This is a genomic window from Pseudoxanthomonas daejeonensis, assembly GCF_010093205.1.
Taxonomy (GTDB): Bacteria; Pseudomonadota; Gammaproteobacteria; order Xanthomonadales; family Xanthomonadaceae; genus Pseudoxanthomonas; species Pseudoxanthomonas daejeonensis.
The window spans coordinates 109,091-128,054 of the sequence record NZ_PDWN01000003.1 but is presented as its reverse complement, the minus strand read 5'-3'; the positions used below and the strand labels follow the sequence as shown (position 1 = coordinate 128,054).

Genomic DNA, 18,964 nt, shown 5'->3' with positions numbered 1-18,964 from the left:
GCTGGGGTCGGGTGCTCCTGGGCCTGGCCCTATGCTTTGCCCAGGGCCTGCCGGCATACGGGCAGGCGCCGTTGCGCCTGGACGCCAGCCAGCCGCAGTTGGACCTCGGAGCGCACACCCGCTACCTGCACGACGAATCGGGCGAGATGGACTCCGCCCAGGCATGGGCAAGCGTGGAAAACGGGGGCTTCGCCGCCCTCCCCGGCAGCGGCGCTGCCTTCGGCTTCCAGCAGGGCGCCTACTGGTTCCATGTGGGGCTGGAGAACCGCGACGCGACGCAGCCACAGTGGCTGCTGGTGCAGGACTATCCGCTCAGCGACCGCCTGGACCTCTACCTGCGCTACGCGGATGGGCGGGTGGTCCATCACGCCGGCGGCGACCACCTGCCGTTCGATGTGCGCAGCGTCAGCTACCGCTACCCGAACTTCATGCTCGACCTGCCGCCCGGCGATCGCGTGGACGTGCTGCTGCGGGTGCAGAGCCAGAGCTCGATGCAGGTGCCGCTGACCCTGCATACCCCCGCGGCTTTCATCGAGATCTCCCGCGACGCGCAGTTCGGCATCGGCCTGTATTACGGCATCCTGATCGCGCTGTTCTTCTACAACCTGGTGCTGTGGCTGGCACTGCGTGATTCGAGCTACTTCTGGTACCTGTTCCACCTGAGCGCGTTCGGCCTGGTGCTGATGACGCTCAACGGCCTGGGCTTCGAATACCTGTGGCCCGATTCACCGTGGCTGGCCGACCTGTCGGTGCCGTTGTCGATCTGCCTGGCGCAGATCGGCATGCAGCAGTTCGCCCGCGTATTCCTGCGCCTGCCCACGATGTGGCCGGTGGGCAACATCGTCTCGCTGGCGTGCATCGCCTTCTACGTCGTGCTGGGCGTGGCTTCGTTCTGGCTGCCATACCGCATCGCCACGCCCGTGGCCGCCGCATCGGTATTCCTCAGCATCGCCTGGATCCTGACCGTGACCTTCGTGTCGGTGCGTCGGGGCGACCGTTCGGCGCGGCTGTTCCTGGCGGCCTGGAGCATGTTCCTGCTCGGTACCGGCATGTTCACCGCGCTGGCTTTCGGCCTGCTGCCCAAGTCGTTCCTGACCGTGTACGGCGTGCAGATCGGCTCGGCGCTGGAAATGCTGCTGCTTTCCATCGCGCTGAGCTACCGCTACGCAGCGCTGCGCAACGAGAACGAACGGATCGTTCGCCGGGCCAAGCTGCAGCTGGAATCGCAGGTGCTGGAGCGCACCAGCGAACTGCGCACCGCACTGGAACAACTGGAGACGGCGCACTCGCGCCTGCGCGAGGCCAGCCGCCACGACGCGCTGACCGGCCTGTACAACCGCGGCTGGTTCCGCGAACGCTTCGAGTCGCTGCTCGAGGCCGCGCGCACCCAGGGCCAGCCGCTGTCGCTGCTGATGGTCGACCTGGACCACTTCAAGGCGATCAACGACCGCCACGGCCACCTGGTCGGTGACGATTGCCTGCGCCGTTGCGCCCGCGTCGTCGAGAGCATCCTGCGGCCGCACGGCGCGCTGGTGGCGCGCTACGGCGGCGAGGAATTCATCGCCGCCCTGCCCGGCATCGACATCTTCCATGCGCGCGAGCTGGCCGAGGAAGTGTGCACGCGCCTGCGCGAGGAACCGATCCGCACCCGCGGCCCGACTGTGACGGTGACCGCCAGCATCGGCGTGCACGCGGTCGATACCGGGGTCGAACACGAAGACGCGGCGACCGACATGGCGCTGCAGGTGGTCGACAACGCCCTGTATGCGGCCAAGTCCGGCGGTCGCGACCAGGTCCGGGTCGCCGGATCCTAGCTAGCCGGCGGCGACCGCGGCCGGAAGCAGAGCGCCGGAAGCGACCAGGCCCACCATCGCGGCGACTTCACCGTCCAGCGCGCGATCACGCGCGAGGAACGGCACCGTCGCGCGGATGCGCGCATGCGCCGCGGCGACGGCCGTGCCCGGATGGAACGCATCGGCCTGCGCCAGCTGCGCGCGCAGCGATTCGACTTCGGCGAGGAAGCCTTCGCGCCCCGGCGCGTCCGACGCCGGTCCGCCCTGCACCTTGCCTGCCAGCGCGACCGCATCGGCACGACGGGCCAGCTCGCGTGCCGCGTTGATCATGTCGCGGCGCAGGTCCAGCGCCTGTGCGGCCGTGTACAGCTCCAGCGCGAGCACCTTGCCCAGGTCCTCGACCATCGACAGCACGTGGCGCGCCTCGTTGGCGCCCATCGACACGTGATCCTCGGCATTGGCGCTGGTCGGCACCGAGAACACGCTGGCCGGATGCGCGCGGCTGGCCAGGTCGTTGACGATCGCCGCGGCGGTGTACTGCACGATCATGTGGCCCGACTCGGTGCCGTCCTCGTTGCCGATCAGGAACGCGGGCAGTCCATCATTGGTGGCGGGATCGACCAGCTTGTTGAGGCGGCGCTCGGAGATCGAGGCCAGGGTCGGGATCGCGGCCTTCAGGTAGCTCAGCACCAGTGCCAGCGGCATGCCGTGGAAGTGGCCGGCGGAGATCACCTGTTCCTCGACGTGGGTCGAGTCCGTCTTTTCCGGGAACACCAGCGGATTGTCGGTGACCGCGTTGAGCTCGATGTCGAGCACGCGCGCGGCCTGCGCGGCGGCGTCGCGCACCGCGCCGTGCACCTGCGGGATGCAGCGCAGCGAATAGCTGTCCTGCGGTTGGTGCTTCTTGCCACCACGGAACGGCAGGAAGCGCAGGTAGAACTTCTCGCGTCCATGACGCTGGTCGGCCGGCACCCAGTCCCAGCCGATGTCGAAGCGTAAAGCCTGCGATTCGGGCGTATCCCAGCTGGCCGGCAGCCACGGGCGGAACTTCGGCACCAAGTGGTAGGCGATGTCGGCCAGGGTCGAACCGGACAGCAACCGGCGCAGGTTTCCAGCCACCTGCACCTGGCCCGGGTGCGGGCGCAGCGCGTGCACTTCCGGCGCGAACGCACCCAGGCGGCCGGCAAACGCGTCCAGGGTCATCGCCGCGGCGAGGTCGGCCGTGTCCAGCATCATTTCCAGCCGGTGCAGTGCGAGCACACCCATCGCGAGCATCTGCGCAGTGCCGTTGTTCAGCGCCAGGCCTTCCTTGTAGGAAAGCGACACCGGCTCCAGGCCTGCCCGCTGCAATGCTTCGCCACCCGGCATCCGCTGCCCTTCGAAGAAGGCTTCGCCACCGCCCAGCAGCACGATCGCCAGGTGCGACAGCGGCGCCAGGTCGCCGGAGGCGCCGACCGAACCCAGCTGCGGCACCACCGGCACGATCCCGGCGTTGAGCAGCGCGGCGAGCGCCTGCAGCGTCTGCACGCGGATACCGGAGTGCCCCTTGAGCAGGGTGTTGATGCGGATGCACAGCATCGCCCGCACCACGTCGGCGGACATGGGTTCACCCACGCACACCGCATGGGTCACGATCAGGTTGCGTTGCAGTTCCTCGTGCAGCGAACGACCGGACGGCGCGGCGCCTGGCAGCGCGTCGCGCAGCGGATGCGCGCCGAGCAGCTTGTCGGCGTTGCTGCCGAAGCCGGTGGAGACGCCGTAGATCGGTTCCTCGCGCCGGACCTGTTCGGCGAGGAAATCGGCGGCGCGCTGCACCGCGACCAGCGCGCCGGGGGCCAGTTCGACTGGCGCGCCATGGGCCACCGCGACCAGACGGTCGCGGGTCAGGGATTGTCCGTCGAGGCGGATCGTCTGCATCGTGCGTGTTCCGTAATGCGTTGCGTGCGGCTCAGCGGCCGGCGAGTGCGCGGGTCTGTTCGAGTTCCACCCGCAGCGTGCCGGCCAACTCGGAGCGCGCCACTTCGAACTGCTGCTCGCGGACCAGGTCCTTGACCGCGACCACGCCGCGGGCCAGTTCGTCGTCGCCGGCCAGCACGACGAAGCGGATGCCCGCGCGCGAGGCGTACTGGAACTGCTTGCCGACCTTGCGTGCTTCCATCTGCACTTCGGTATTGATGCCGCCGGCGCGCAGGTGGCGGGCGATGTCCAGCGCTTCGGGCAGCTGCGCCTCGTCCATCAGGGCGACCATCGCCTGCACGCTGCTCTCGGCGATGCCCTCGACCAGTCCGGCCTCGCGCAGCTGCCAGAACAGCCGGGTCAGGCCGATGGAGATGCCCACGCCCGGCAGCTTCGACTTGGTGTAGTGGCTGGCCAGGTCTTCGTAGCGACCGCCCGAGCAGATCGAGCCGATGCCCGGATGGTCGACCAGCTGGGTCTCGTAGACCGTGCCGGTGTAATAGTCCAGGCCGCGCGCGATCGAGAAGTTCAGGCAATAGGCCGACTCGGGGACGCCCAGCGCCTTCACCAGCTCCAGTACCTCGCGCAGCTCGCCGGCACCGGCGCGCAGCGTTTCGCTGGCCTGGTCGCCGGCCTGCGCCAGCACCTGTCCGATCTGGTCCAGCGCGTCCTCGTGCGAAGCCGAGCGTACCTCGACGAACGCCAGGATCCGCTCGACCGCAGCGACGGGCAGGCCGAAGTCCGGGCCCGCCAGCGTCTCGCGCACGTAGTCGGCGCCGCGCTTGTCGATCTTGTCGACCTCGCGCAGGACCAGCGCCTGCTTCTGCGGATCGGTGACGCCCTGCGCCTCGAAGAAACCGCGCATCAGCTTGCGGTTGTTCAACTGCACCTTGAACGCGCCGATCCCCAGTTCGGAGAACACCGCGTGGATCACCGCCATCACCTCGGCGTCGTAGCGGATATTCAGCGCATCCTTGCCGATCACGTCGATGTCGCACTGGTAGAACTCCCGGAAGCGGCCACGCTGGGCGCGCTCGCCGCGGTACACGCGCTGCATCTGGTAGCGACGGAACGGAAAGCTCAGTTCGTGTTCGTGCTCTGCCACGTAACGGGCCAGCGGCACGGTCAGGTCGAAGCGCAGGGCCAGTTCGGGCAGCGTGGCGGTCGACCCGCCGTCTCCCTTCTCACCGTCCGCCGCCGCATTGGCCAGCGCACCGGTGGACTGGACGAAATACACCTGGCGCTCGGTCTCGCCGCCCGACTTGGTCAGCAGCACGTCGGACAGTTCGAACACCGGTGTTTCCACCGGCAGGAAGCCGAACCGCTCGTAGTTGCGGCGGATCACGTCGAGCATGCGCTGGAACGCGATCTGCTCGCGCGGCAGCAGTTCCATGACGCCGGGCGGTGTGCGAGGCCTGATCAAGCTGAAAACTCCTGCGGAACGCGCTGGGAGCGCAATTCTACCTTGGCGGGGTATCGCACTGGACGGCGCATGGACCGTCACACCGGTATCATTGGCGCAACGACCCCGCGGCGTGACGCATGTCCTGGCCTCCGTTCGACAATCTCTGCCTGACCCCCCCGCCGGAAGCCGCGGCCCCGCTCGGCCCGTGCCTGCACTGCCAGGTCCGCCACCTGTCGGTATGCGCCGTGCTGTCGCACGAAGAGATAAATGCCCTGGATACGGCGGCGAGCCTGCAGGTCCTGGCTCCCGGGGCGGTGCTCGCGCGCCAGGGCGAACAGCGCCGGCATGTCTTCACCGTCACCCGTGGCGCGCTGCGGCTGGTGCGGCTGTCCGCGGATGGCCGGCGCCAGGTCGCCGGCTTCGCCCTCCCGGGCGACTTCGTCGGCCTCAGCGGGGCGGCGGCGCACCAGAACGATATCGAGGCGCTGGGCGAGACCGAGTTGTGCCGCTTCGGCCTGGACGCCATGCAGCGACTGGGCGAGCAGTTCCCGCACCTGCGGGGGAAGCTGCTGGAGCGGGCCTGCGACGAGCTGGATTCGGCGCACGAACGGATGATGTCGCTGGCCCGGATGAACCCTACCGAGCGCATGGCCGACTTCCTGCTGACCCTCGCCGCCCGCCAGGCGCGCGCCGGCATGCCCGGGCCGTCCCTGGTACTGCCAATGCCGCGCGCCGACATCGCCGACCATCTCGGCCTTACCGTGGAAACGGTCAGCCGCTGCCTGACCGCACTGCGCACGCGCGGGCTGATCGCATTGCCGGGTACCTACCGGGTCGACATCCTCGATCGGCGCGGTCTGGAAACGCTCAAGGCCGCCTGAGCCTGGCGCAAGCGTCCCACGGCATGGCGGGACACATACGGTACGTCCTGAAAGGACCGGGTGGCCGCAATGGCCCGCGGCGCGCATCCGTTGCCGCGCGCTCCCGCGATCCGTCACGTCGCAGCCCGGCGGCCATCACGGGCGCCCGGTGAACCTGTCGGTCCGGCGACAGGGTGCCGCCCGCGGAATCGACGGCCGCTGACGCTTCGGCTGGACAAAAAAAGAGCGGGCCGAAGCCCGCTCTTTTCGTCTCGCAAGGCTGGCGGAATTACTCCGTCACGCCCTCGCCTTCCTCGACGGCCTTGATCGACAGGCGGATGCGGCCCTGCTTGTCGACTTCCAGCACCTTGACCTTGACCAGGTCGCCTTCCTTCAACGCATCGCCGACCTTCTCCACGCGATCGTTGGAGATCTGCGACACGTGGACCAGGCCGTCCTTGCCCGGCAGGATGGTGACGAACGCGCCGAAGTCCATGATCTTGGCGACCTTGCCCTCGTAGATCCGTCCCGGCTCGACGTCCGAGGTGATCTGCTCGATGCGGGCCTTGGCGGCCTGGCCAGCAGCGCCATTCACCGAAGCGATGGTGATGGTGCCGTCGTCCTGGATGTCGATCTGCGTGCCGGTTTCCTTGGTGATCGCCTGGATCACCGAACCGCCCTTGCCGATCACTTCGCGGATCTTGTCGGGGTGGATCTTGATGGTGATCAGGCGCGGCGCGAACTCGCTGAGCTCCTGGCGCGGCGAGGTCATCGCGCGGGCCATTTCACCCAGGATGTGCAGGCGGCCGGCCTTCGCCTGCGACAGCGCCTGCTTCATGATCTCTTCGGTGATGCCTTCGATCTTGATGTCCATCTGCAGCGCGGACACGCCGTTCTCGGTACCGGCCACCTTGAAGTCCATGTCGCCCAGGTGGTCTTCGTCACCGAGGATGTCCGACAGCACGACGAAGTCGTCGCCTTCCTTGACCAGACCCATCGCGATGCCCGCCACCGGCGCCTTGATCGGCACGCCGGCATCCATCAGCGCCAGCGAGCTGCCGCAGACCGATGCCATCGAGGAGGAGCCGTTGGACTCGGTGATCTCCGAGACCACGCGGATGGTGTAGGGGAACGCTTCCATGGTCGGCATCACGGCGAGCACGCCGCGCTTGGCGAGGCGGCCGTGGCCGATTTCGCGACGCTTCGGGCCCATCATGCGGCCGGCTTCGCCCACCGAGTACGGGGGGAAGTTGTAATGGAACAGGAAGTGGTCCTTGTACTCGCCCGACACTGCGTCGATGACCTGGCCATCACGCGCGGTGCCCAGGGTGACCGCGACGATGGCCTGGGTCTCGCCACGGGTGAACAGCGAGGAGCCGTGCACGCGCGGCAGGACGCTGACCTGCGAATTGATCGGACGGACCTGGTCCAGCGCGCGACCGTCGATGCGGACCTTGGTCTTGAGGACCGAGTTGCGCATGGTCTGGTATTCCTGCTCGCTGAACTCCTTGGACAGGTCGCCGGCGGACCACGAATGGGTCTCGGCCTGCGGCGCCAGCGTGCCAAGGATGGCCTTCTTCAGGCTGGAGATCGTGTCGCGGCGCTCGAGCTTGTCGCGCACCTGGAACGCGCCGGCCAGGCTGTCGCCCACGGCATGGCGAAGCGCGGCGATCAGGCCTTCGTTCTTGGCCGGCGGCTGCCAGTCCCACTTCGGCTTGCCGGCTTCGGCAACCAGCTCGTTGATGACGGCGATGACCTTCTGCATCTCGCGATGGCCGAACATGACCGCGCCCAGCATCACTTCTTCCGACAGCTCGGCCGCTTCGGACTCGACCATCAGCACGGCATTGGAGGTGCCGGCGACGACGAGCTCGAGCTTGGAGGTCTTCAGCTCGCTGACGGTCGGGTTCAGCACGTACTCGCCGTTGATGTAACCGACCTTGGCGGCACCGATCGGGCCGTTGAACGGCGCGCCGGTCAGGGCGACGGCAGCGGAGGCACCGATCAGCGCCGGGATGTCACCGTCGATTTCCGGGTTCAGCGACATCACCGTGGCGATGACCTGCACTTCATTGCGGAACTCTTCCGGGAACAGCGGACGCAGCGGGCGATCGATCAGGCGCGAGATCAGCGTCTCCTTCTCGGTCGCGCGACCTTCGCGCTTGAAGAAGCCACCCGGGATGCGGCCGCCGGCGTAGAACTTCTCCTGGTAGTCGACCGTCAGCGGGAAGAAGTCCTGCCCTTCGCGGGCCGACTTCGCTGCAACGGCGGAAACCAGCAGCACGGTGTCATCGAACTTGACGATGACGGCACCGCCGGCCTGGCGGGCGATCTCGCCGGTTTCCAGGGTGACCTGGTGCTTGCCGTACTGGAAGGTTTTGGTGATTTTTGCCACGTTGATTCCTTGGAGGATGCTGCTTCGGATAGACCGTATGCGACCCCTGCCGCATGCGGGTGGCCGGAGATCCCGGCCTCTGGCGATGGTGCTGCTCCGGGCTGCGGGCCCGGGCGTGGATTTCGGAGTGGATCAGTCGCGTCCGGCGGCGAGGCCCCAAACGCAAACCGCGGCGCATCTCTGCGCCGCGGCGGGGTCTTGCTTAGCGACGCAGGCCGAGCTTCTCGATCAGGCCCTTGTAGCGCGCGTTGTCCTTGCGCTTCAGGTAGTCCAGCAGGCTGCGGCGGCGGTTGACCAGCTGCAGCAGGCCACGGCGGCTGTGGTGGTCCTTCTTGTGGGTCTTGAAGTGCTCGGTCAGCTGCTCGATGCGGGCGGTCAGCAGGGCGACCTGGACTTCCGGCGAACCGGTGTCGTTGGTGCCGCGCGCGTTGTCGGCGATGACTTTCTGGGTGTCGATGGACATGTGTTTTCTCTTGAGATGCGAGGCCTGCAGGAACGCGTGAGCGCACCGCCTGACCCGCCGCTTGCGGATGGCCGCCCTCCCGCCAGGTGGGCAGGAACGGGACGGAAAAATTTGCCGTAAAAAGGCGCGCAAATTGTACCTGCGGCAGCCTTTGCGGACAAGGCGGCCCCTGGATCAGCCCGGCGCGGGCGGATTGCGGAACAGGCGCTGGGGCGACAGGCGACCGTCGGGCTCGACCCGCGCCAGCCCGAGCGGAACCCCGTCCTGCGTGAAGACACCCGCCGGATCGGCCGGGCCCCAAGGACCGCGCAGCCTCTGGCCCTGGCCGAAGCGCGCGGCCTCGGCCGACGCCAGTTCGACCCGGGGGAAGCCGGCCAGGCCGGCCGCCAGCGGCAGCAGGCAGGCCTCCAGCGCGGCCTCGCCTCCCGTCCCAGCCAGCGCTGCCAGTTCATCCAGGGTGTACATGTGCGGCTGCCTGAACGGATCGACCCACAGCCGGCGCAGGCTGGCGATATGCGCGCCGCAGCCCAGCGCCTCGCCCAGGTCGCGGGCCAGGCTGCGGATGTAGGTGCCGCTGCCGCAGGTCACGTGAAGGCGCAGATGGTCGCTGCCGGCCTCCAGCAACTCGATGGCGTGCACGGTCACCTGGCGCACCGGTGCCTCGATCGACTCGCCGCGGCGGGCGCGTGCGTACAGCGGTTCGCCTCCCTGCTTGAGCGCCGAGTAGACCGGAGCGCGCTGCTGGAGGATGCCGGTCAGTGGCGCCAGGGCCGCTTCCAGCTTCGCGCGGTCCAGCGGCGGAACCGGACGCTGGAGCAGCACCTGGCCGTCGGCGTCATCGGTATCGGTGGTGGCGCCCAGCACAATGCCGGCCTCGTAGGCCTTGTCCGAGCCCAGCAGCAGCCCGGCCAGCTTGGTCGCCTCGCCGAAGCACAGCGGCAGCAGGCCGGTGGCGAGCGGATCCAGGCTGCCGGTATGGCCGCCCTTCTCGGCGCGGAACAGGCGGCGGGCCACCTGCAGCGCGGCGTTGGAGCTCATGCCCGCCGGCTTGTCGAGCAGCAGGATGCCGTCGAGCGGACGGAAACGTCGTGGAGAGGTCATCAAGGGATGCGGAGGGCGTGTGTCGGGCAGGAGCCGCGCGCAAGGCCGGCGAAAGGCGGCGCCGGCATGCGCGGCAGGGCCCCGATAGCGGCCGGCCGGCTTATTCGGGATCCGAACCGGCGGGCGGGTTGTCCCTGAGCAGGATCTCGATCCGCTCGCCCTTGTCGACCGAATCGTCGTAGTGGAAATGCAGTTCGGGGACGTGGCGCATCTTGACCCGCCGCGCCAGCTCGGTCCGCAGCTCGCGCGACAGCTCCTTCAGCGCCTTGACCGCTTCGACCGAGCGTTCGGCCTGAAGCGCGGTGACGAACACCTTGGCGTGGGCCAGGTCGCGGCTGACTTCGACGTCGGAAACGCTGACCGACGGCAGGCCGTACTCGCGCACGGCCTCGTGGACCAGGGTCCCCACCTCGCGGCGGAGCTGCGCGGAAACACGGTCGGTGCGGTGGAAGGATTTGGTGGGCATGTTCGACTCCTTGCCGGGCCCCGGGCCCGATGGAACGGCAGCGCGCCGCCGCGCGATGCGGGCCGGCGGAACGCGGGCCGGAAACAGCGGGACGGCCGCATGGGCCGTCCCGTCGTCGCGCCTGTGCCGGACGCATCGCCCGGCGCGTGCGCGGTTACAGCGTGCGCTGGACCTCGATGCGCTCGAAGCACTCGATCTGGTCGCCCGGCTTGACGTCGTTGTACTCCTTCACGCCGATGCCGCACTCGGTGCCGTTGCGCACTTCGTCCACGTTTTCCTTGAAGCGGCGCAGCGATTCCAGCTCGCCCTCGAAGACGACCACGCTGTCGCGAAGCACGCGGATCGGCTTGTTCCGCCGGACCACGCCCTCGATGACCATGCAGCCGGCGACCGCGCCGAACTTGGAGCTGCGGAACACGTCGCGGACCTGGGCGATACCGATGATCTCCTCGCGGATCTCCACGCCCAGCAGGCCCGAAGCGACCTGCTTCACCTGGTCGATCACGTCGTAGATGATCGAGAAGTAGCGCAGGTCGACACCGTTGGACTCGATGACCCGGCGCGCCGACGCATCGGCGCGGACGTTGAAGCCGATCATCGTGGCCTTGGCCGTCATCGCCACGCTGGCGTCGGACTCGGTGATGCCGCCCACGCCCGAGCTGATCACGTTGATCCGGATCTGGTCGTTGGACAGCGCGGTCAGCGCCTGCTTCAGCGCTTCCACCGAACCCTGCACGTCGGCCTTCACCACCAGGTTGAGGACCTGCTGGCCCTCGCCCTTGCCCATCTGGGCCAGGATGTCTTCCATGCGGTTGCCCGCGGCCTGGACCAGGCGCGACTCGCGGCGCTTGGCGTCACGCTGCTGCGCCACGTCCTTGGCCAGCCGCTCGTCCTTGACCACGACGAAGTCGTCGCCCGCGTCGGGCACGCCCGACAGCCCCAGCACCTGCACCGGGATCGACGGGCCGGCCGACTCCGGCTGGCCGCCGGTCTCGTCGAACAGCGCGCGCACGCGGCCGTACTGCACGCCGCAGACCAGGTAGTCGCCCTTGCGCAACTGGCCCTGCTGGACCAGCACGGTGGCGATCGGGCCGCGGCCCTTGTCCAGCGCCGACTCGATCACCACGCCGCTGGCGCGGCCATCGGGGACGGCCTTCAGTTCGAGCACTTCGGCCTGCAGGGAAATCGCGTCGAGCAGGTCGTCCACGCCGTCGCCAGTCTTGGCCGACAGCTCGACCATCTGCGTATCGCCACCGAAGTCCTCGGCCACGATCTCCTCGGCGAGCAGTTCGTTCTTGACCCGCATCGGGTCGGCGTCGGACTTGTCGATCTTGTTGATCGCCACGATCAGCGGCACGCCGGCCGCCTTCGCGTGCTGGATCGCTTCCTTGGTCTGCGGCATGACGCCGTCGTCGGCCGCCACCACCAGCACCACGATGTCGGTCAGCTTGGCGCCACGCGCGCGCATCGAGGTAAAGGCCGCATGGCCGGGGGTATCGAGGAAGCTGATGACACCCTTGGGCGTTTCGACGTGGTACGCACCGATGTGCTGGGTGATGCCGCCCGCTTCGCCGGTGGCGACCTTGGTGCGACGGATGTAGTCCAGCAGCGAGGTCTTGCCGTGGTCGACGTGGCCCATGATGGTGACCACCGGCGGACGCGAGGCCCGGTCGCCCTGGGTCTCCTCGACGTGGGCCAGCAGTTCGCTCTCGGCATCGTCGCTGTCGGCACGGACCACCTTGTGGCCGAGCTCTTCGACGATCAGCGCCGCGGTGTCGTGGTCGATGGTCTGGGTGATGGTGGCCATCACGCCCATCTTGAACATCGCCTTGACCACGTCGCCGCCCTTGAGCGCGAGCTTCTGCGCCAGGTCGGCCACGGTGATCGCATCGCCGATCGCCACTTCGCGCACGACCGGCGCGGTCGGGCGTTCGAAGCCACCGGCACCACCGGAGGACGACCCGCCACGCATTTCCTGGCGACGCGGCTTGGGCTTGCTGCCCGGGCGCGTGCTGGTCCGGCGCGCGCGGTCGGCGGCCGACAGGTGCAGCTGGCCGGCGAAGCGGCTGGCGGCCGAATCGTCCTCGATGCCGGCGACCATGACGTGCGAACCGCGGGTCTTGTGCTTGTGGCCGCGGCCATCGTCGGCGCCGCGATCGGGTGCCGGGCGATGGACCGGGGTGGCGGCGCGTGGAGGGCGCGGCGCGCTCTCGTCGATCGGGGTACGCGTCGCGGCGGGCTTCTCCCGCTCCTCGTCGGCCTTGCGCTGCGTTTCCTCTGCGAGGCGCTGCGCATCCTCGACCTGGCGCTTGCGATCAAGCTCCTCGGCGCGCACCCGGTCCACTTCGGCCAGGTGCTGCTGCTCGGCGAGGTTGCGCTGGCGCGATTCCTCGAGCTTGCGCAGGACCTCGGCATGCTCGTCGTTCAACGGAACGATCGGCGCGCGTTCGCCATCGGTCGGATTCTCGGCGCCCTTGACGTAAGTGCGCTTCTGCCGGACCTCGACATTGACGGTGGTCTTGCTGCGGCCACCGCCGACGGTCAGCTCCTGGACCTTGCGTCGTGCCAGGGTGATCTTCTTCGGCGCGGCGACTTCTTCGGCCGGCGCATCGTTCTTGCCGTGCGCGCGCTTGAGGAAGCCGAGCAGCTTGAGTTTCTCGGCGCTGGTCACGACCTGGTCGGGGTCGCTGAAGGGCATGCCAGCCTCGGCCAGCTGCTCGAGCAGCTTCTCGACCGGGGTGCTGACCAGCTCGGCGAGCTTGCGAATGGTGGTTTGCTGCGACATTCGGATCCTATGCTCTGTTTGGCGCCCCCTCGCCAAGAGCAAGGGAAGCGCGGATTCTAAGCCCTGGCGGGTGCAGGGCGGTGTTCATCGCCGGCTCATCGCCGGTACCCCGTACGGACCCCTGTGGCGCTCACGCGCCACGCTCCAGGCGGACCTGGGCGCTCACGCGCCACGCTCCAGACGGGCGATTTCCTCGGCGCGGGCGGCCAGGATCAGCGCCGCGGCGCGGACTTCGTCCAGGCCCTCGATGCCGAACTCGACCACTTCGTCGGCGGCCAGGTCGGACAGGTCCTCGCTGGTGCGCACGCCGTGGGCGGCCAGGGCGAAGGCGGTTTCCTCGTCCATGCCTTCCAGGGCCAGCAGGTCGTCGGCGGGCTGGTGCTCGTCCAGCTCCTCCTCCACCGCCAGCGCCTCGTTGAGCAGGGCGTCGCGGGCGCGGGAGCGCAGTTCCTCGACGATGTCCTCGTCGAAGCCCTCCACCGCCAGCAGCTCGCCGACCGGGACGTAGGCGATCTCCTCGACCGTACCGAAGCCTTCCGACACCAGGATGCCGGCGATCTCCTCGTCCACTTCCAGCTTGTCCATGAACAGCTGGCGGGCGATGGCCTGTTCGGCCTCCGACTTGGCCGCCACCTGGTCCTGGGTCATGACGTTGAGCTGCCAGCCGGTCAGGCGGCTGGCCAGGCGCACGTTCTGGCCGCCCTTGCCGATCGCCTGGGCCAGGCGGTCCTCGGCGACGGCCAGGTCCATCGAATGCTTCTCTTCGTCGACGATGATCGACTGGACCTCGGCCGGCGCCATCGCATTGATGACGAAGTTGGCCGGGTTCTCGTTCCACAGCACGATGTCCACGCGCTCGCCGTTGAGCTCGTTGGATACGGCCTGGACGCGCGAACCGCGCATGCCGATGCACGCGCCGATCGGATCGGTGCGGTTGTCGTGGGCGACGACGGCGATCTTGGCGCGATCGCCCGGGTCGCGGGCGCAGGCCTTGATCTCGACCAGGCCCTGGCCCACTTCCGGCACTTCGAGCTTGAACAGCTCGATCATGAATTCCGGCGCGCCGCGGCTGATGAACAGCTGCGGGCCGCGGGGTTCGCTGCGGACCTCGAACAGGTAGCCGCGCACGCGGTCGCCGGTGCGCAGGACGTCACGCGGGATGCCCTTGTCCTTCGGGATGAAGGCTTCGGCGTTGCCGCCCAGGTCCACGAAGATGTTGCCGCGCTCGGCGCGCTTGACCACGCCGGTGACCAGTTCGCCGACGCGATCCTTCCATGCATCGACGACCTGCTGGCGCTCGGCCTCGCGCACGCGCTGCACGATCACCTGCTTGGCGGCCTGCGCCGAGATGCGCCCGAACTCGGGGTTCTCGATCGGCTCCTCGATCCAGTCGCCGACCTCGACGCCGTCGGCCTCGTCGATCGCGTCCATCAGGCGGATCTGCCGGTCGGGGGATTCCATGACCACGTCGTCGGCCACCACTTCCCAGCGGCGGAAGGTCTCGTAGCTGCCGTCCTTGCGGTCGATCGCCACGCGGGCGACCACGTCCTGGTCCAGGTAGCGCTTCTTGGCGGCGGAAGCCAGCGCGGCCTCCAGCGCGTCGAAGATCACGTCGCGCGGCACGCCCTTCTCGTTGGCGACCGCATCCACTACCAGAAGAAGTTCCTTGCTCATCTTGTCTTTACTCCGCGTGCGGCTTGCCGGCCGCCGGCTTGGTGGAGGGTTGCTTGCCAGTGTTCGTGCTGCTGCCCTGCCCCTTGGCGGGCTTGCCCTTCGAGGGCGAATTCTTGTTCGGCGCCAGGCCCATGGCCGCCCAGTCGGGCACCAGGCGCGCCTTGTCGATGTTGTCGGCCGCGACGACGAACTCGACGCCGTCCAGGCCGAACACCACGTTGCCGGCCTCGACCCGCAGGATCCGGCCCTGCAGGCGGCGACGGCCATCCTGCGGCAGCTTCAGGCCGACCTTGGCTTCTTCGCCAACGAAACGGGCGAACTGCGCGGCGGTGAACAGCGGCCGGTCCAGGCCCGGCGAGGACACTTCCAGCGTGTAGTTGCTGGAGATCGGATCGGCCACGTCCAGCTGCGCCGAAACCTCGCGACTGACCGACTCGCAGTCTTCAATGGTCACCGTCCGCTCGGGCTCGCCGCCCTCGCCTGCCGGAACATCGATGTACAGGCGCAACGTCGCGCCGCCAGGGGCCGGCAGGTATTCGATGCCCAGCAGCTCCAGGCCCAGCGACTCGATGGTCGGGCCCAGCAGCTCGGTGATTTCGCTGTGCTTCTCGCTCATTGCGGCGGTTTCTCGAACGCGGAAACGGAACGGCGACGACTTTTCCGGGCCCCGGAAACGACAAAGGGCCCGACCGGGCCCCGTGTCCGACAGGAGCCCTATCTGGGCTTCCCATCCGATGATGCTGGAATCGGCGCAACGACGGGAACATGCGTCGTTGCAAGCCCAGGCTTGCGGGTCCGTATCCATACAGTGAACCGGAAAACGGAACCGCGAAACATGGTAGCGGGGGCAGGATTTGAACCTGCGACCTTCGGGTTATGAGCCCGACGAGCTGCCAGACTGCTCCACCCCGCAGCAGAAGCGGAATTATGGTGATTAACGCGGACTATTGCAAGCCCTGTCACTCACCCGATGCAAATAATCGTATTGCCCTGGAGTAACACCCCGGCACGGTCGCCGGGTTTCGCACAGAAACCCTTGCAGGCGCCACCGCCCCCGACGGGCCATCCGCAGCGGACTTACACGAACGCCCGCTGGCACCACACCATGATCGGGTTCCAGGCCAGGCCCAGCGCCAGCAGGCCGAGCGAGTTGACCCCCAGCACCACGCCCAGCACGCGGTCGTTGTGCGCCGGCAGCGGCGCGCCTACGGGCTCGTCGAAGTACATGACCTTGATCACGCGCAGGTAGTAGAACGCGCCGATGACCGCACACAGCACGCCCAGCAGGGCCAGCCACAGCATCCCGCCCTGCACCGCCGCGCCGAGCACGGCCAACTTGGTCCAGAAGCCCAGGAACGGCGGCACGCCAGCCAGCGAGGCCATGATGCAGAGCACCAGCCCCGCCATCCACGGGCTGCGGGCGTTGAGGCCCTTGAAGTCGTCGATGTTCTCGGCTTCGAAACCCTGCCGCGACAGCGCGATGATCGCGCCGAAGGCCGCGGTGGACATCAGCGCGTAGGCGATCGCGTAGAACAGCGCCGCCGCGTAGCCGCGCTCGTCGCCGCCGGCCAGGCCCATCAGCAGGAAGCCGATGTGCGAGACGGTGGAGTACGCCAGCATGCGCTTGAGGTTGGTCTGGGCGATGGCCATCAGGTTGCCGATCACCAGCGAAGCGGCGGCCAGTCCGGCCAGCAGCCACTTCCATTCGTCGGCCAGCGGGCCCACGCCCACCTCGAGCAGGCGGTAGGCCATGCCGAACGCGGCCAGCTTCGGCGCCGAGCTCACGAACAGCGCGACCGGTGCGGTGGCGCCCTGGTACACGTCCGGCAGCCACATGTGGAACGGCGCCGCGCCGAGCTTGAAGGCCACGCCGGCGACCATGAACACCGTGCCGGTGAGCAGCAGGGTGCGCTCGTCGGAACCGCCGATGGCGGCGTTGATCGCATCCAGATGCAGGCTGCCGGTCGCGCCATAGACCAGGGACATGCCGTACAGCAGCAGGCCCGAGGCCAGCGAACCGAGCACGATGTACTTCATCGCCGCCTCGGTAGCCTTGCCGTTGTCGCGGTCGGCGGCGACCAGGGCGTACGAGCACAGCGCCAGCAGCTCCAGGCCCAGGTAGACCATCACCAGGCTGCCGGCCGAGACCAGCATCATCATGCCCGCGGTGGCGAACAGCACCAGCACCGGGATCTCGCCCTGGTACAGCTTGCGTTCGCGCAGGTAACTCCAGCCGTAGACCAGGGTCAGGCCGCTCATCAGCACGATCGCCAGCTTCATCACGTCGGCGGCGGTGTCGCGCACGAACATGCCATTGAACACCACGCCCTGCCCGCCCGTGCCGGTGGCCAGCATCGCCAGCACCACCACCAGCACCAGCACCGACAGGAAATGCGTCCAGACCTTGTGCCTGGCATCGATGAACAGGTCGATGATCAGCAGGGCAAAGGCGCCGCCGACCATCACCAGCTCCGGCAGCAGTGGCAGGAGCTCGGCGGCGGACGGCATCGCGGGAGTTGTGGTCATCTTCTGGAATCCTTACAGCTTGCTGTTGGCGATCTGCATCGCCAGTTGCGCGATCGACGGTTCCATCAGGTCGGTAAGCGGCTTGGGCCACACGCCCAGCAGCAAAGTACCGGCGGCGAACACGCCCAGGACCAGGATCTCGCGGCCATTGATGTCCTTCATTTCGGCCACGTGCGCGTTACCCACTTCGCCGAAGAACACCCGCTTGTAGAGCCACAGCGTGTACGCGGCGGTGATCACCAGGGTGGTGGCGGCCAGGAACGCGATCATCGGGTGCTTCTGGAAGCTGGCCAGGATCACCATGAACTCGCCGACGAAACCGCTCGTGCCCGGCAGGCCGGCATTGGCCATGAAGAACAGCATCGAGAACGCGGCGAACCAGGGCATCACGTTGGCCACGCCGCCGTAGTCGGCGATCCGGCGGGTGTGCATGCGGTCGTAGAGCACGCCTATGCAGGTGAACATCGCGCCGGAGACGAAGCCGTGCGAGACCATCTGGACCATGGCGCCCTGCAGGCCCAGCCGCGCGGCATCGAGCGAGCCGAAGTCGCGGACCAGGGTGAAGGCGATGAAGGTGCCCAGGGTGACGAAGCCCATGTGCGCCACGGACGAATACGCGACCAGCTTCTTCATGTCGTCCTGGACCAGCGCCACCAGGCCGACATAGACCACCGCGATCAGCGACAGCGTGATCACCAGCCAGGCCCATTCGTGGCCCGCGTCGGGGGTGATCGGCAGGTTGAAGCGCAGGAAACCGTAGCCGCCGATCTTCAGCGCGATCGCGGCCAGGATCACCGAACCGGCGGTCGGGGCCTCGACGTGCGCATCCGGCAGCCAGGTGTGGACCGGGAACATCGGCACCTTGACCGCGAAGGCGATCATGAAGGCGAAGAAGATCCAGGTCTGCTCCTTGGCGGTGAGCGGCAGCGCATACAGGTCGGCGAGCTGGAAGCTGCCACCCTTCAGGTACAGGTAGACCAGCGCCACCAGCATCAGCACCGAGCCGAGGAAGGTGTAGAGGAAGAACTTCATCGCCGCATAGATGCGCCGCGGCCCGCCCCAGACGCCGATGATCAGGAACATCGGGATCAGCATGGCCTCGAAGAACACGTAGAACAGGATCGCGTCGGTCGCCGCGAAGATGCCCACGGTCACGCCCTGCAGGACCAGGAACGAGGCTACGTACTGGTTCACGCGCTTGTTGACCACGCCCCAGGCGCCGATCAGCGCCAGCACGCCGACCAGGGTCGTCAGCAGGATCAGCGCGATCGCGATGCCGTCCACGCCCAGGTTGTAGTGGATGCCGTAGGACGGGATCCAGGCGTGCTGTTCGACGAACTGCATGCCCGGATTTGCGTAGTCGAAGCCGGTCAGCAATCCCAGGCTCAGCAGGAAGGTGACCAGGGCCACCGCCAGCGACGCCCAGCGCGCCGCCGACGCCCGGGCGTTGCCCAGGGCGAGGATCAGCGCGCCGCCGAGGACCGGCAGCCAGATCAGGACACTAAGCAGGTGCGTGTTCGCCACGTCTCGTTCTTCCGTA

The 18,964-nt window shown here is 68.0% G+C and carries 13 protein-coding genes and 1 tRNA gene; 2 read left to right on the top strand and 12 right to left on the bottom strand.

The annotated features are described in order from the left end of the window. Window positions 1-11: 11 nt before the first annotated feature. On the top strand, window positions 12-1,814 hold the full coding sequence (locus CSC65_RS03775; protein WP_162408651.1) for a sensor domain-containing diguanylate cyclase: 1,803 nt from the start codon (window positions 12-14) through the stop codon (window positions 1,812-1,814). Here the strand turns inward: CSC65_RS03775 and CSC65_RS03770 are convergent, their stop codons facing one another. Continuing rightward, window positions 1,815-3,710 (bottom strand): HAL/PAL/TAL family ammonia-lyase, encoded by a 1,896-nt coding sequence (locus CSC65_RS03770; RefSeq protein WP_162408650.1) that lies wholly within the window; start codon window positions 3,708-3,710, stop codon window positions 1,815-1,817. A 31-nt stretch (window positions 3,711-3,741) separates the two neighbouring features. Beyond that, window positions 3,742-5,172 (bottom strand): histidine--tRNA ligase, encoded by a 1,431-nt coding sequence (gene hisS, locus CSC65_RS03765; RefSeq protein WP_162408649.1) that lies wholly within the window; start codon window positions 5,170-5,172, stop codon window positions 3,742-3,744. Between the two features lie 119 nt (window positions 5,173-5,291). Between hisS and CSC65_RS03760 the strand changes: the two genes are divergently transcribed. Beyond that, window positions 5,292-6,035 (top strand): Crp/Fnr family transcriptional regulator, encoded by a 744-nt coding sequence (locus tag CSC65_RS03760; RefSeq protein ID WP_162408648.1) that lies wholly within the window; start codon window positions 5,292-5,294, stop codon window positions 6,033-6,035. 268 nt (window positions 6,036-6,303) lie between these two features. Here the strand turns inward: CSC65_RS03760 and pnp are convergent, their stop codons facing one another. The 10 genes from pnp to CSC65_RS03710 all read right to left on the bottom strand — a co-directional run bounded on the left by pnp (window position 6,304) and on the right by CSC65_RS03710 (window position 18,948). Continuing rightward, window positions 6,304-8,409, bottom strand: a complete 2,106-nt coding sequence (pnp, locus tag CSC65_RS03755) for a polyribonucleotide nucleotidyltransferase (protein ID WP_162408647.1) — start codon at window positions 8,407-8,409, stop codon at window positions 6,304-6,306. Window positions 8,410-8,611: 202 nt separating this feature from the next. Further along, entirely contained in the window at window positions 8,612-8,872 is a 261-nt protein-coding gene (gene rpsO, locus CSC65_RS03750) for a 30S ribosomal protein S15 (RefSeq protein WP_162408646.1), read from the bottom strand. Window positions 8,873-9,046: 174 nt separating this feature from the next. Next, the gene (gene truB / locus CSC65_RS03745) at window positions 9,047-9,973 is read right to left on the bottom strand and encodes a tRNA pseudouridine(55) synthase TruB (protein ID WP_162408645.1); all 927 of its coding nucleotides are present in this window, start codon (window positions 9,971-9,973) and stop codon (window positions 9,047-9,049) included. Window positions 9,974-10,073: 100 nt separating this feature from the next. After that, window positions 10,074-10,439, bottom strand: a complete 366-nt coding sequence (rbfA, locus tag CSC65_RS03740) for a 30S ribosome-binding factor RbfA (protein ID WP_162408644.1) — start codon at window positions 10,437-10,439, stop codon at window positions 10,074-10,076. Between the two features lie 154 nt (window positions 10,440-10,593). Continuing rightward, on the bottom strand, window positions 10,594-13,224 hold the full coding sequence (infB, locus tag CSC65_RS03735; RefSeq protein WP_162408643.1) for a translation initiation factor IF-2: 2,631 nt from the start codon (window positions 13,222-13,224) through the stop codon (window positions 10,594-10,596). Window positions 13,225-13,386: 162 nt separating this feature from the next. Continuing rightward, a complete protein-coding gene (nusA, locus tag CSC65_RS03730) occupies window positions 13,387-14,898 on the bottom strand; it encodes a transcription termination factor NusA (RefSeq protein WP_162408642.1) in 1,512 nt (503 codons plus the stop codon). Between the two features lie 7 nt (window positions 14,899-14,905). Continuing rightward, window positions 14,906-15,514 carry a ribosome maturation factor RimP gene (rimP, locus tag CSC65_RS03725; protein ID WP_162408641.1) on the bottom strand — a complete coding sequence of 203 codons (609 nt, stop codon included), beginning with the start codon at window positions 15,512-15,514 and terminating at the stop codon, window positions 14,906-14,908. A 220-nt stretch (window positions 15,515-15,734) separates the two neighbouring features. Further along, window positions 15,735-15,811, bottom strand: a tRNA-Met gene (locus CSC65_RS03720). A 164-nt stretch (window positions 15,812-15,975) separates the two neighbouring features. After that, complete coding sequence (gene nuoN, locus CSC65_RS03715) at window positions 15,976-17,424, bottom strand: NADH-quinone oxidoreductase subunit NuoN (protein WP_162408640.1); 1,449 nt, start codon at window positions 17,422-17,424, stop codon at window positions 15,976-15,978. A gap of 12 nt (window positions 17,425-17,436) precedes the next feature. Further along, window positions 17,437-18,948: an NADH-quinone oxidoreductase subunit M gene (locus tag CSC65_RS03710; protein ID WP_162408639.1), complete on the bottom strand. Its 1,512-nt coding sequence runs from the start codon at window positions 18,946-18,948 to the stop codon at window positions 17,437-17,439. Between the last annotated feature and the right edge of the window lie 16 nt (window positions 18,949-18,964).